At 70.6% G+C, this 13,287-nt stretch carries 16 protein-coding genes; 8 read left to right on the plus strand and 8 right to left on the minus strand.

The window, feature by feature from the left end; genetic code table 11:
- Positions 1-151 precede the first annotated feature (151 nt).
- Positions 152-1,036 (plus strand): COG4705 family protein, encoded by an 885-nt coding sequence (locus AQJ46_RS45140; protein WP_059211176.1) that lies wholly within the window; start codon positions 152-154, stop codon positions 1,034-1,036.
- A gap of 6 nt (positions 1,037-1,042) precedes the next feature.
- Here AQJ46_RS45140 and AQJ46_RS45145 read toward each other — a convergent pair whose 3' ends face one another.
- The 7 genes from AQJ46_RS45145 to AQJ46_RS45175 all read right to left on the minus strand — a co-directional run bounded on the left by AQJ46_RS45145 (position 1,043) and on the right by AQJ46_RS45175 (position 7,658).
- Complete coding sequence (locus AQJ46_RS45145; RefSeq protein ID WP_059211177.1) at positions 1,043-2,419, minus strand: sensor histidine kinase; 1,377 nt, start codon at positions 2,417-2,419, stop codon at positions 1,043-1,045.
- A complete protein-coding gene (locus AQJ46_RS45150; RefSeq protein ID WP_059211178.1) occupies positions 2,416-3,078 on the minus strand; it encodes a response regulator transcription factor in 663 nt (220 codons plus the stop codon). Before AQJ46_RS45150 ends, AQJ46_RS45145 begins: the two co-directional genes overlap by 4 nt.
- Complete coding sequence (locus AQJ46_RS45155; protein ID WP_059211179.1) at positions 3,032-3,763, minus strand: phosphatase PAP2 family protein; 732 nt, start codon at positions 3,761-3,763, stop codon at positions 3,032-3,034. The genes AQJ46_RS45150 and AQJ46_RS45155 overlap by 47 nt, the downstream gene beginning before the upstream one ends.
- The gene (locus AQJ46_RS45160) at positions 3,760-4,365 is read right to left on the minus strand and encodes a phosphatase PAP2 family protein (RefSeq protein ID WP_059211180.1); all 606 of its coding nucleotides are present in this window, start codon (positions 4,363-4,365) and stop codon (positions 3,760-3,762) included. The genes AQJ46_RS45155 and AQJ46_RS45160 overlap by 4 nt, the downstream gene beginning before the upstream one ends.
- The gene (locus AQJ46_RS45165; protein ID WP_059211234.1) at positions 4,362-5,030 is read right to left on the minus strand and encodes a DedA family protein; all 669 of its coding nucleotides are present in this window, start codon (positions 5,028-5,030) and stop codon (positions 4,362-4,364) included. The genes AQJ46_RS45160 and AQJ46_RS45165 overlap by 4 nt, the downstream gene beginning before the upstream one ends.
- A 520-nt stretch (positions 5,031-5,550) precedes the next feature.
- Positions 5,551-6,273: a polysaccharide deacetylase family protein gene (locus AQJ46_RS45170; protein WP_059211181.1), complete on the minus strand. Its 723-nt coding sequence runs from the start codon at positions 6,271-6,273 to the stop codon at positions 5,551-5,553.
- Positions 6,270-7,658 carry a glycosyltransferase gene (locus AQJ46_RS45175; RefSeq protein WP_059211182.1) on the minus strand — a complete coding sequence of 463 codons (1,389 nt, stop codon included), beginning with the start codon at positions 7,656-7,658 and terminating at the stop codon, positions 6,270-6,272. The genes AQJ46_RS45170 and AQJ46_RS45175 overlap by 4 nt, the downstream gene beginning before the upstream one ends.
- Before the next feature lie 141 nt (positions 7,659-7,799).
- Between AQJ46_RS45175 and AQJ46_RS45180 the strand changes: the two genes are divergently transcribed.
- Both AQJ46_RS45180 and AQJ46_RS45185 read left to right on the plus strand, forming a co-directional pair.
- Positions 7,800-8,225 (plus strand): BlaI/MecI/CopY family transcriptional regulator, encoded by a 426-nt coding sequence (locus AQJ46_RS45180; RefSeq protein ID WP_059211183.1) that lies wholly within the window; start codon positions 7,800-7,802, stop codon positions 8,223-8,225.
- 4 nt (positions 8,226-8,229) lie between these two features.
- Positions 8,230-9,198: a M56 family metallopeptidase gene (locus tag AQJ46_RS45185; RefSeq protein WP_059211184.1), complete on the plus strand. Its 969-nt coding sequence runs from the start codon at positions 8,230-8,232 to the stop codon at positions 9,196-9,198.
- Positions 9,199-9,304: 106 nt separating this feature from the next.
- Here AQJ46_RS45185 and AQJ46_RS54860 read toward each other — a convergent pair whose 3' ends face one another.
- Positions 9,305-9,499, minus strand: a complete 195-nt coding sequence (locus AQJ46_RS54860) for a Dyp-type peroxidase domain-containing protein (protein WP_167368264.1) — start codon at positions 9,497-9,499, stop codon at positions 9,305-9,307.
- Positions 9,500-10,196: 697 nt separating this feature from the next.
- Here AQJ46_RS54860 and AQJ46_RS45190 point away from each other — a divergent pair.
- From AQJ46_RS45190 to AQJ46_RS57915, 5 genes are all read left to right on the plus strand, one after another.
- A complete protein-coding gene (locus AQJ46_RS45190; RefSeq protein WP_225887592.1) occupies positions 10,197-11,237 on the plus strand; it encodes a hypothetical protein in 1,041 nt (346 codons plus the stop codon).
- 229 nt (positions 11,238-11,466) lie between these two features.
- Positions 11,467-11,679, plus strand: coding sequence for a hypothetical protein (locus AQJ46_RS57900; protein WP_225887593.1), 213 nt, complete (start codon positions 11,467-11,469; stop codon positions 11,677-11,679).
- A gap of 111 nt (positions 11,680-11,790) precedes the next feature.
- Entirely contained in the window at positions 11,791-12,294 is a 504-nt protein-coding gene (locus AQJ46_RS57905) for an ATP-binding protein (protein WP_225887594.1), read from the plus strand.
- An 11-nt stretch (positions 12,295-12,305) separates the two neighbouring features.
- A complete protein-coding gene (locus AQJ46_RS57910) occupies positions 12,306-12,815 on the plus strand; it encodes an ATP-binding protein (RefSeq protein ID WP_225887595.1) in 510 nt (169 codons plus the stop codon).
- 22 nt (positions 12,816-12,837) lie between these two features.
- A complete protein-coding gene (locus AQJ46_RS57915; RefSeq protein ID WP_225887596.1) occupies positions 12,838-13,113 on the plus strand; it encodes a hypothetical protein in 276 nt (91 codons plus the stop codon).
- The last annotated feature ends 174 nt before the right edge of the window (positions 13,114-13,287 follow it).

Consider the following 13,287-nt stretch of genomic DNA (forward strand, 5'->3'; position numbering starts at 1 on the left):
CAGGCACGCGGCAGTCGTTCAGGATGCGTTCAGGGTGGCGCTGCCAGGGTCGGTTCCGGCGATCACCTTTCGGAGTCGCCTGATTGCACAGGGTGCTTGTTCGTGTCGCGGTCGGGCGCCCTGCTGTTCGACCGCATGGGAGCCCCCCACCTTGCAGAAACCGGAAATGCTCACCGATCTCGACGTGGCGAGCACGACGAAGTCGGTCATGAAGAAACTCCCCGAGGTCACCCTGGCGTTCTGGATCATGAAGATCGCCGCGACCACCCTCGGCGAGACGGCCGGCGACCTCTTCGCGCAGACCCTGAAACTCGGCTACTTCCTCACCACGATCGCCCTGTTCGTGCTCTTCGTGGTGACACTGGTCGTCCAGCTCAGGGCCGGCCACTACAACCCGTTCTTCTACTGGACGGTGATCCTGTCGACCAGCATGGCGGGCACCACGATGTCCGACTTCATGAACCGTGACGCGAGCGCCAAGTACCTCTCGGGCGGGGCCACTTCACTCGGCTGGGGTCCGCAGGGCCTCGGCCTGGGCTATCCGAGCGGTGCCGCGATCCTCGTCTCGATCCTGCTGGTGATCTTCGCCGTCTGGAAGGCGACCGGGATGACCTTCCGGATCCGCGACATCGTCACCTTCCGCGGCGAGGCCCTGTTCTGGTCGGCGATCCTCGTCTCCAACACCCTCGGTACCTCCATGGGCGACTTCCTCTCCGACAGCTCCGGCCTCGGTTACGCCGGCGGCGCGCTGCTCGTGACGGGCGCACTGGCCGTCCTCGTCCTGCTGGTGAAGGTGCCGGTCGTGCCGAACGTGCTGCTGTTCTGGATCGCCTTCGTGCTCACCCGGCCCCTCGGTGCGACCGCCGGGGACTTTCTGACCAAGCCGGTTGCCAAGGGCGGCCTGGACCTCGGAACTGTGGGATCTTCCGTCGTGCTGCTGGCCGTTCTGGTCGGGCTGATGGCCTACGCGCAGGTGCAGGAGCGCAGAACACCGCAGATGACGGAGCGGGAGTCGGTCGCCCGGCGGGCCGACTGAATCACGTCATCCGGCGGGCAGGTCGACCAGGAAACGTGCTCCGGGTGTGTGCTCGGGGTCGTGGGAGACCTCGCCGCCGACGGCGCGGGCCAGGCGTCGCGCGAGCGGCAGTCCCAGGCCTGCCCCGTCGTGCCCGTCGCCCGAGTCCGCGCGCCGGCCGGGCTGGAAGAGATCGTCGAGGAACTCCTCCGGTACGCCAGGACCGTCGTCGGTGACGTCGATGCGGACGCCGCCAAGCAACTGCCTTGCGGACACGGTCACCGTGGCGCCGGCGTAGCGAGCGGCATTGGTCAGCAGCGGGCTGACGATGCGTTCGAGAAGAGCGGAAGCGACGCCCGCCTCAATCTGCTGGTCCGGCACGTCGACGACGGTCTTCAGCTCCTTCCGTGCGTCGAGGTCCTCGACCAGCCGACGCAGCACGGGAGCGACAGCGGTGGTACCGACGGCCGTGGTGGTGTTCTGCGCGCCTTCGCGGGCGTCGTTCAACAGCGTGTCGCAGATGGTGCGCATGGACTGGGCGGCCTCCGCGATCGCCTCGTGGGTGGCCTCGGTCTCGGCGGCCGAGCGAGGGCGGGCCCGCCACCAGTCGAGCTCGACGACGATCCGGGTGAGCGGGGTGCGCAGTTCGTGGGACAACTCCGCGGTCAGCTGCTGCTCGTGACGCAGTACGGTGCGGATGCGGTCCAGCAGTGCGTCCAACGAGGTGCCCAGGCGGGCCAGTTCGGCCGGCTGGTCCGCGGCGCCGAAACGCTGGTCGGAACCGACGGCGCTCCACTGGGTGGCCTGGTCGGTCATGGTGCGCACGGGGCGCAGCGCCCGCCCGACGGCCAGCCGCGTCAGCGCGTAGGTGCACGCGAGCATGACAGCGTCCAGGATCAGCGAGCCCGACAGCAGGGTGTCGGCGGAGCTGCGGTAGGGGGCGAGATCCGTGGCCGTGATGACGGTGGCGGTGCTGCGGAGGCCGGACACGGGTTGGGAGCAGAGGCGGACGAAACGGGGGTTGTCGGTTTGCATGGTCGCGCAGACCGGGCTGCCCCGCGCGGCGAGCCGGTCGGCGGCGTGGGTGAGCGCACTGTCGGCCCTGGCGGACGGCGGTTTCTCCAGCAGGCGTGTCCCGGCGTAGATCCACACGTTCGCGTCGAGCAGGCTGTCGTTGACGGTCTCCAGGACCCGCACTCGGGGCCCGCTGGTGTCGACGGTGGTGGCGACGGCGGCGGCGCGGTTGCGCAGTTCGTCGTCAGCCTGGTGCTGGAGGTGCCGGTCCATCGCGGTGTTGAACACGACGGTCAGCACGGTCATCAGAAGCGCGGCGGTGGTCAGGGCCACGAGCGAGAGCCGACCGCGCAGCGTGCGGGGCGCCAGACGGCGCGCGAGCCCGTTCATGACAGCCGGTGCCCGATCCCGCGTGTCGTGGTGAGGCCGAGGCCGCTGCCCGCTTCGCGCAGCTTGCGGCGCAGTCGGCTCAGATACTGGTCGAGGGTGTTGTCGCTGACCTGGGCGCCGTCCGGCCAGGCGGCCCTGACCAGGTCGCGGCGGGACACGAGGGTCCCGCCTGCGGCCATGAGCGTGGCCAGCAGTCGGAACTCCGTGGGAGACAGGTCGATATGGACGTCGCCGACGTGTGCGCTGTGCCGGGTCGCGTCCAGGACCAGGTCTCCGGCGGTGGCCACGGTCGCGGGTGCGGCCCGTTTGAGTGCGGCCCTCAGCCGGGCGACGAGTTCGGCGAGATGGAACGGCTTGGACAGGTAGTCGTCGGCTCCGGCGGAGAACCCGGACAGCCGGTCGGTGAGGTGATGGCGGGCCGTCAGGAAGATGATCGGGGCGGCGAACCCGCCCGCGCGCAGCGCCTGGCAGACGTCCCGGCCGTCCGCGTCGGGCAGCCCGACGTCCAGGACGATGGCCGCGATGTCGTCGGTGGCCAGCCGCAGGGCGGTGGCGCCGTCGGCGGCGGGCACGGGGTCGAAGTCCTCGTCGAGCAGGCCGCGACGCAGCACGTCACGCAGGGCGTGATCGTCCTCGACGACCAGGATCTTGTGGCGCATGGCCTTCCGTTGGATTGTCCGGCGCACGGGGCGTGCCGGAGACGAACGATGCGGGCAGCCACCGGATCATCGCGTACAGGCAGACTCCGAGCCATCCGGTGGCGAACAGCCAGCCTCCGATGACGTCGGTGAACCAGTGAACGCCGAGATAGACCCGGGACAGGCCCACCAGCACGCCCCAGCACCCGATGACGACCCGGAGTGGGGTGGCGCCGCTCGGGGCGCGCAGTGAGACCGCGACGATCAGCAGACCGGCAGTGAGGGCCGCTGTGGTGGTGTGTCCCGAGGGGAACGCCCAACCGCCCGCGGACGCCGCCCAGTCGGCACGGGCGGGACGCTGCCGCTGGACGACTGCCATCACCCCGTAGCGCAGCGCCTGACCGGTTCCCAGACAGGCAAGGCCCAGTGCGGCGGCCCCCATCCGTCGCCGCACGGTTCGTCCCGCGACCATGCCGGCCAACGCGGCGAGGACGTAAGGGACGGCACCGCTGCCGGTATCGGTCACCCCTCGGGCCAGCGCCCCGGCGACGTCCGGCCGATGGCCGAGCGACCAGGCCAGGAGCCCGCCGTCCGACCACAGCTGAGCGCCGTCCTGGCCGAGCACCACCATCGTGAGGACGCCGAACGCCACCCAAGCGCCGAGACCGACCGCCCCGGCCAGGTCGGCGGCGTCGCGCCGGTTCATGAGGCGCTCAGCAGCTGGCGCAGGCGGCTGGAGGCGATCCACCGGTCCACCGATCGCGACCACCGTCGCAGCATGAGCATCGACATCAGTGCGACGAGGCCACCGACCAGCGCGCCGGCCATGACGTCGTGCGGATAGTGCGCGCCGACCCACACCCGTGAGACTGCCATCGCCAGGGCCGCCACTGCCGCCACCGCTCCCAGCCGACGCGAGACGAAGAGCAGGGCCACGGCAGCGGCGGCGGCGATCGCCGTGTGGTTGCTGGGGAAGGACCAGTCGCCGGGCGCCGGACACGTCTCCAGCGTCTTCACCCGAAGGCTCTGGCACGGCCGGTCCTCGCGCACCGCCAGCTTCACCAGGGCATCCACGCCATACGCAACGACCACGACCACCGGTACGGCCAGCGCCCTCACCGCAGCCGCATGCCCATCCCGTCGAGCGAACCACCAGCCGACTAGCGCGAGCATGGCGAACACCGCGAGCCCGTACGTCGACCAGAACGACACCGCTCCGTCCAGCCAGGCCGGCGCATGCCGGGCCAGACGCACCACATCCAGATACGCGGGGCCGTCGACAGACGACCCGTCGAAAGCCGTGATCACCTGCGTCCCCCCTCGGGCCGGCCATCCCGCCGAGCCTTGTACACCTCGGCAGCCAGGGGGATCAGAGACACGAAAATGATCAACGCCACCAGCGGGAGCAGGTAACGATCGACGTTCGGGATCGACGAGCCCAGCGCGTACCCCGCGAGGGTGAGTCCGAGGCTCCACACGAGCCCGCCGATGATCTGCCACAGCGTGAACGTCCGCACCGGTACCTCCAGCGCGCCGGCCATCGGATTGAGTACGGTCCGCACCACCGGCACGAAACGGGCCAGCGCGATCGCCTTCGCGTGTCCGTATCGCTCCAGCAGTTCCTCGGCGCGTTTCGCACCCTCGTGCAGACGCTGCGAGCGGCTACGGGCCAGCAGTGCTCCACCCGCCTTCCGGCCGAGCACATAGCCGCACTGCGCCCCGGCCAGAGACCCTGCCGCCGCCGCGACCAGGAGCGGCCCCAGCGACAGGTGCACACTCCCCTGCGCCGAGCCCGTGCACAGCAGACCGGCCGTGAAGAGCAGCGAGTCGCCGGGCAGGAAGAAGCCGACCAGCAGCCCTGTCTCGGCGAACATCACCACCCCGACGCCCAGCACGCCGAACGCCGCCAGCAGCGAATGAGCGTCCAGCACGTTCACGGCCAGCTGTGATGCCGGATGGATCGGTGTGGTCATGGCGAGGATGCCTTTCCGGTGACCCTGTGTCTGCGATTCGTCCATCCGCGTGCACGTGGCCTGGAGGGAACCGCACTCGCCGAGCTTACATCTACAAGATGTAGTAGATGTTCTGTGGGTGACCGGACGCAAACGGTCACTACAACGAAAGCCGAGACAGAGGAGCCGGGCGTCATGGGCGACACCTCTCGCACAGGGACCGGCACCTGGACCTTGCGGCGCGCGGCCACGAACCCGACGGCGCCACCCCCGACCCGGGCGTCCGGTGCCCCGGGCGCCGGGCCCCAGCAGTTGCATCGAGGGATGACCCTCGTGGCCACGATCAGCCTGTTCATCAGGACACGGGCCGCCTGGACGACCGCGATGGCCTCACGGCCCACATCCCGGCTGCTCCTTCCGCGATCCTGTAGCGAGGGCGCCAGGCGGGCGTACACGCACGGGCACGCCTGGCGAAGCCGCGGCAGCTGCTGGCGAGGTGTGTTGCCGAGCCCGTACCCCGACTGTTCGGCATTCGTGCTGGTCAGCCGTGGTCGCGCAGCGGGCCGACGCCGTAGCCCCGTTCCTGACAGGTGTCGAGGATCCGGGGCAGCGCGCCCAGCGTCGAGCGCCAGGCGCCGGGGGCGGAGGTGCAGTCCGAGTCGTGCAGCAGGATCGTGCCGCCGCCGTCCAGGTCGGCGGTGACGGTGCGGTGGACGGTGCGCGGGGTGGCGCGTGCCGTCCAGTCCTCCCCCCAGCAGGTCCACAGCACCGGGGTCAGGTCGAGGCGGCGGGCCGCGAGGTGGGCCGCGGTGGACATGACGCCGTACGGGGGCCGGAAGAGTGTGGGCTGCCGTCCGGTGATCGCGGCGACGGTGTCGCGGGCCCGGCGGAAGTCGTCATAGGTGGCACGCGGGCCACGCAGCAGGAGGGGGCGGTGCAGCCAGCCGTGGACGGCGACCTCGTGACCGGCCGCCGCGATCTCGCGGACCAGGCCGGGGGAGCGGTGTGCCTCGCCGCCGAGCAGGAAGAACGTGGCGTGCACTCCGCGCCCGGCGAGCAGCCGTAGAAAGTGCGGCGTGGAGCGGGGGTCGGGGCCGTCGTCGAAGGTCAGGGCGATGTGGTTCATGCGGCCGCGGCCCGAGAGGCGGGGCATGAGGCGGTTGCGCAGCGGTCCGAAGGTGGAGACGACGGGTGCGGCGTGGGCGGCGGCGAGGACGGGTACGGCGGCGAGGGCGGCCGTGCGCAGCGTCGGGGCGATGTTCACGAGTGGTCGTCTTCCGGCGGGGAGGTGTGCTCGGGTGGGAAGCCGTCCGGGTCGAGGCGGTGGCTGATGGCGTGGACGAGGTCGGGACCGTCGTAGGTCGTCGCCACCCCGGTGGCGACGGCGCCGGCCCACACGACGGACGCGAGGACGGCCGTGGCGGCGAGCCGGCGCGTCGTACGGTGCCGGGGTGCAACCGGACGAAAACCCCGGTCGGGGAGTCCGGACCGGTGCACGCGCGCAATCTCGGCCGTCGGGCAGCCGTCGGGGGACTGAGCGAACAGGGCGAATCCCGTTGCCCGTTGCCGACGTCCGAGCGGGCCGTCGATCAGCTCGCACAGCACCGCCTTGAGGTCGGCCGGGTCGCGTATCCAGACGGCTGCGCCGGCTTCGTCCAGGGCGGCGGCGTTGGTCAGCCCGTGCCCGGGTATGCAGCGATAACTGGCCACGGGCAGGCCGCAGGCGAATGCCTCCAGCGAGGTGAGCCCGCCGGCGTTCTGGACGAGGACGTCGGCGGCGTGCATCAGGGAGGGCATGTCGTCGACCCAGCCGAAGGCATGGTCGATGCCGTCGGCGCGCAGCTGCTCGGCCAGGGCCTCGTTGCGGCCGCAGACGACGACCGGGAAGGCGGCGCCGCAGTCACGCAGCTCCCGGGCCACCGTACGGACCGAGCCCACCCCCCAGGACCCGGCGACCAGCAGAGCCAGCGGGGCGTGGGACGGCAGCCCGAACCTCTCCCGGGCGCGGCCACGCCCCCGTACGTCGCAGGGCCGGAAACGAGGGTCCGTGACCGGCCCGCGCACGCGCACGTCCCGGGCCCCGGCCGTGCGCGCCTGGGCGGCGGGCACGGCGTGAGCGGCGAGGTGGACGTCCACACCCGGCGCGACCCACAGCGGATGCACCGAGAAGTCGGTCAGATAGGTGAGGACCGGCACGGCCAGTCGACCGTCCAGGCGCAGGTTGCCCAGGACTCGGCTGGCCCCGGGGTAGGTGGAGACGACGGCGTCGGTGCCCGGCGGCAGGGCGCGCAGTACCCGGTCCTGTGCCGTGCGCAGCAGCGCCCGCGCCACCGGGCCGCCACCCCCGGCGCGCTCGGTGCTGGAGTAGATCCGCTGGTAGGCCCAGGGGGCTCGCACCAGCATCCGATGATAGCCCTCCTGGACGGTGCGGCCCAGGTGGGCGGGGAGCAGGTCCAGCAGGTCGAGGCGGTCCACGGTGTAGCCCTGCGCGGCGAGACGGCGGGCGAGCTCGGCGGCGGCACCGTCGTGACCGGCTCCCACGCTCGCGGAGACGATCGCGACCCGTCCCGCGCCGGGCGTCGCGGCGGACTGCGGAGGAGGCGTGCCCGTGAGTGTGTGTCTGAGCGCCGTGCTCGCGCGGTGGGGCATGGGTTTCCTCCGCAGGGGACGGGAGCGGCGGAACTCTACGAGTTGTAGTAGTTCGTGGTTTGAAGCTCGGAGCATACCTTCTACAACTAGTAGGAGGTGGCCGGGTAGCCTGTGCGGACGGACAGCGAACGGAGGCATCCGGTGGAGGAGCGAGAGGGCGGCGGCGCCCGTGGGGCGTCCGGCAGGCGAGGCCGCGGCGAACTGGAGAGTGATGTCCTCGCCGCGCTCTGGGCCGCCGACGGCCCGCTGACCGCCGGCCAGGTCCGGGAAGCGCTGCCGGGCGACCTGGCCTACACGACCGTCCTGACCATCCTGTCCCGGCTGCACGACAAGGAGATGCTGGTCCGGCACCGCGAGGGCCGCGGCTACGCCTACGAGCCGGTGCGGGACGAGGCGTCGCACACCGCCCAGCGCATGCGGTCGCTGCTCGAGGGTGGTTCCGACCGCGAGGCGGTCCTGGCCCGCTTCGTCTCGGAACTGTCCGAGCAGGACGAGCACGTGTTGCATCAGCTCCTGTCCGGGCACGATGCGCGCGCCGAGGACGATCACTCCGGAGGGAGGGCGTAAAGCCGTGCTGCTCAGCGTCTACATTCCGTTCGCGGTCACGGCAGTGCTCGCTGTGCTGGCGCCCCGACTGACCCCCCTGCTGCCCCCGCGTCCCGCCGCCTGGGCGCTGGCCTGCGCCGCGCTCGTCACCTCCGTCGGCTGGGCGGGCGCACTGGCCCTGCTGGCGTTCACCGGTGTGGCGCAGATCCCGGAGGTCGCGGAGCAGGGCCGCTGGTCGGTGACCGCGCTGCGCGCCGAGGACCCGGTGTACCTGGTCGTCGCGGTTGCCAGCGCGCTGCTGCTGACCGCGGGCACCGTCTCGCTGGGCATCGCCGCCGTACGGCAGACCCGGCACGTCGTCCGGGCGCGGCGGGAGTGTGCCCGGCTACCACAGACGGAGCTGGTGGTACTGGACGACGACGCCCCGATCGCGTTCGCATTGCCCGGAAAGCCGGGACGCGTCGTCGTCTCCCGCGGGATGCTGCGCTGCCTCGGCGACCGGGAGCGCGCGGCCCTGCTTGCGCACGAGCGAGCCCATCTGCGAGGGCGCCATCACCTCTTCCAGGGCTTGTGGCTGCTCGCGGCGGCCTTGAACCCAGTGCTGCGACCGTTGGCCGTCGCGGGCGAGTTCGTCCTGGAACGCTGGGCCGACGAGGAGGCCGCGGCCCGGGTCGGCGACCGCACGGTAGTCGCCCACGCCGTCGGCCGTGCCGCCCTGGCATCCGCCGGTGCGCCCCGCCCCGCGGCCCTGGCCGCGACCGGCGGGGTGGTGCCGCAGCGTGTGCGCGCCCTGCTGGCCCCGCCACCCGCACGCCGGAGGCTGCCGCTGATGGCAGGCGGCTTGCTTCTGGCCGTGTGCTGCGCGAGCCTCGTCAATGCCGCGTCCGACAGCGACCGGATGGTGGACAGCGCGCAGTGCGCGGCATACGCAGCTGCCCCGAGCGCACCATCGGGGGAAGACCACCGGCACGAACCCGACATCTGCCGCCGGTGACGCGGGCACCTGTTTCCGGAGCACCGCTCGTAGCGAAGCGGCGCCGGGCCCTGTCGGCTACACGGTCCAAGTCGTGAGCGGACCATGACCGAGACGGTCCTTGGTGTCACGTGCGCCGCGCAGGGCGCGGGAGCAGTCGCGCTGGTGGGCAGGATGAAGTCGATGACGGCTCGACGATCAGGCGGGTCTGGGTGGCCTCGAACTGCCTCGTGTCTCGCTGGTAACAGCAGAACATCAGGGCCATGCCGAGGTTGCCGACGATGCCGATCCCGCGGTCGTAGCTGCAGCCCCGGCGCAGGATGCGGGAGCTGTCGGTCTCGGTGAGGCGGGTGCGGGCGGCGAGTGGGGGCGCCGGTCCGGAGCTTCATGAACATGGGGATGATCCGGGTGGCCTGGTAGCTGTCACCTCTGGCCCACGCGGACGCACGGCGGTGCCGCCGGCCGGGATGAGGCGGTCGGCTGAGTGTCCGCGCGCCGGAAGGAGAATCCGCTGCCCGCCGGTTCGGAGCTTGCGTCGCCAGGACCGAGCCGGCGCCGCCGATGGCGGGAGCGATTGGGAAACCGCTGGTGGGGAACACCACACGGGCCGGCTTGGCCGCTCGGACGGCGGTGAGGATGTTGCCCGCGAAGATCTGGCGGTCCTCTTCCGAAGCGACGAGCAGGTGGAAGAACACCCCTGCGGCACTGCGGCACTGCGGTAGGCGTCGGTCAGGTCGGCGGGGAGGGTCTGGATCGGCACCGCGACGAGGAGCTGAGGCCTGCCGCCGTCCGTCAGATGCCAGCCAGCGCCACGCCTGCCGCAGACTCACGTCCGCCGACTCGGCAATGAGCCTCATGTGCGCGGTGGTCAGCTCCCCCGACTCCCGCAGCCTGAGGCCGAGGCGGAAGAGACCGGCTCACCGGAGAAGCCCGAACGCAGGCGTTTCCGGATCACCGAAGAGATCATCGATGTCCTCGCCGACTACCGAGGCAACGTCAAGCGCGCCCACGAGCATCTGGTGCGTGAGGCCAAGAAGGCGGGGGAGAGGCCGATCGGTCTGACTACACTGCACGACGCCATCGCCCGTGACCTTGACCCCGGTTTCATGGCCGGGCTGCGGGAAGGCATCCCAGCTGCCCGCGGTTTCGATCCTGCCTTCCGGCGCCCGACGGTCGCCCGCAACCAGGTGTGGGAAGGGGATCATAAGCAGGCCCCGACCGTCGTGATGATGCCCGACAAGGAGCTGTCGAACGTGTGGGTGACGTGGTTCGAGGACCGTGGCACCAGCAACGTGATGGGCTGGGCGGTCACCGCCGGCTCTGCGCACCGCGGATCGGTCCTGGCGGCCGTACGGGCTTCCGTGTTGCGCGAACCCCCTTACGGGCCCGCTGGCGGGCTGCCGCACCTGGTGCGGGCCGACGGCGGCTCCGACTTCATGTCCAAAACCGTCCGGCGGACCTTCGGCCTGCTCGGTGTGCCGATGCACAAGGTGCGCAGCGCCCGTCACAAGGGCGGGATCGAGCGGCTGAACGGCACCAGCATGACCCGGTTCTTCGATGACCTGCCCCGCTACACCAAGGCACCCCTGCTTGACCACAGGCGCCGCGTTGGCGACCAGGACCCGCCGCTGACCTTCGAGGCGTGCGTCCACAAGCTGCGCCAGTGGGTTGAGGAGCACAACACCCAGCACGTCCTCAAACGCACCGGAATGACACCGCTTCAGACGTGGCTGAGCGACCCCACCGAGATCCGGCCCGAGCCCAGCCCGGAAGAACTGCGTGGCTTCATGTTGGAGAGCGACAACAAGGTACACAAGGTCACCAGTCACGGAGTGGAGTTCCGCAACCGCTACTACATGCCCGAGAAGGGTGTGGGACGCATCGGTCTGGAGCCGCGCGTGCGGTGGATGCCCACCACGACCACGAGATCGACCTCTATACCTTCCGTAGCAACCGCTATCTCGGCCGGGCCTTCCTCAGTAACGAGGTCAGCGAGGAGATGCGCAAGGAAGTCCTTAGCGAGCGCGACGAGCACAGCGAGGTGCTGCGCCAGGCCTTGAAACGCTCCGCCGAACGCAGGCGGGAACGCCACCTGCCCTCCACTCAGCCCGAACTCCCCGTCCGTGCCATCCGCATGACGGAACAGGAGGCACGCGCCGAACTGGAAGGCACCACCCCATCCACACCGCCGCGACGGCGCGAACAGCCCTACCAGCCCCTGACCCCGCTCCCGCCAACCTGGCGGCGCCCCGGTCAGACCCCTGCTCCTTCAACGGAGGACGACGCATCATGACCACCGCTCCGAAACGCAAGCACATGCCCAAACGCCGTGCTGTGCCGGACGCAGGCCAGCCCGCCACCCCGCCGCGCCGCCGACCCGACCTGCGTCCGCAGTTCTTCCTTGGCCTCGAGGACTCCACCCTGGTCGCCACTGACACCCTGTTACAGATCAAAGACACCGTCATCGACACCGTCGAGTCGAAGGCCATGTCCGTCATCTAGGCGACGCAGGGCTCGGCAAGAGCTTCAGCACCCGCGCCACGATCCAGGAAATGAACCCGGACCTGATCCTCCCCCTGGACTTCGCCCGCTCCCGCCCCGGCCCGAAAGACCTTGCGCGAGGAGCTGTTCCACCAGATGAACCTCAGCTGCAAGATGCCCGGTACCCCCACCGCGTTCGACAAACTACTGCGCGAGACTCTGCCGCGGCGGCCGTACGTGATCGTGTGCGACGAGGCCCAGCAGTACCGGCGGGAGAACTTCGAGTTCCTGCGCAAACTGTGGGACAACTGCGACCCCAAGCCCGCCATCCTGTTCGTCGGCGGCCGTGAGGCCTACGAGACCCTACAGAGCGACCCGGCTCTTGCATCCAGGATCTACATCCGCCTGGAGATCCTGGCCATGACCGAGGACGAAGTCCTCCACGCCGTACCCGACTCCCACCCCGCGTGGCGGGACGTCGACGAGGCACTGCTGAAGCGGATCGACACCCAGTACACCCTCTTCTCCTTCCGCGAGTGGGTCAAGGTGACCAAACACGTACTGAAAGGCATGGAGCACTTCGGCGCCGAGAAGGTCGACGACCGCATCGTCGACTGGGCTCTGGCCCGGTGCTGACCGAGGCGGCCTTGCGAGAGGACGCGGCCACGCAGCTGTTCCCTCTCGCAGACACGCCCGCGCCCCAGGAACTGCACTTCCTCAGCCTGGCCGGGGCCCGCACCGTCGTCACCCCCGGCCTCACCGCAATCAGGCACGCGTTCACCGACGCTCACCAGCAACAGCGCTTCCTGAGCGTGCTGGGCGACGTTGGCGTCGGCGTCGGCAAGACCTTCGCCGTCCACACCACCGCCCTCACCTCCTTCCCCGACGCACACCTCCTGCTCCGATTGGGAGCCCGACCAGGACCGGCCGATCTACGCGCCCACCTACACCACACCCTCAGACTGAAAGGCGCCCCGCCCACCGACCCGGCTGCCACCGACTCCCTCATCCGCCGCGCACTCAGCGCCGGACCGCGCATCGTGACCGTCGACGAAGCCGACCGGATACCCGACGCCTGCTTCGAGTACCTCCGCTTCCTGCACGACGACCTTCCCGGCGGACTCTGCGTGGTCCCTGATCGCCGGGCAGCGTGGTGAACGGGCCCTGCGGGCCCAGCAGATGCTGCACGCCCGCACTGCGGCCTGGCTGACCCTCCAGCCCCTCACCCGCGACCAGATCCCTCGCACCATTGCCGCCCTGCACCCGCTCTGGCACACCGTGGCACCTGATCACCTCTGGGCGCTCGATGGCCACTTCGCCCACGGCAGCCTGCGCCGCTGGACCTTGCTGACCCACCACGTCCGGCGCGCCCTGATCACCACCGGTGCCACCAGCCCCGACCCCGGCCTGCTGCAGCAGGTCGTCGGCCGCATCGACACCTCACGCCACCCATGACCTCACCCGCCCGCACTGCCGTATCGCGGGCATGCACCCAAATCCGTCGGCACACAGCATGCCCTCACCCCACCGCCCACATAGGCATCTTGAGTGTCGTTGAACACGGCGCGGCGCTCGCCGACTTCGACCATGCCCTCGAACTCGACCCCGAGCAGGAGCCGGGTCTGGGGA

The organism is Streptomyces canus, assembly GCF_001514145.1.
GTDB classification, from domain to species: Bacteria; Actinomycetota; Actinomycetes; order Streptomycetales; family Streptomycetaceae; genus Streptomyces; species Streptomyces canus.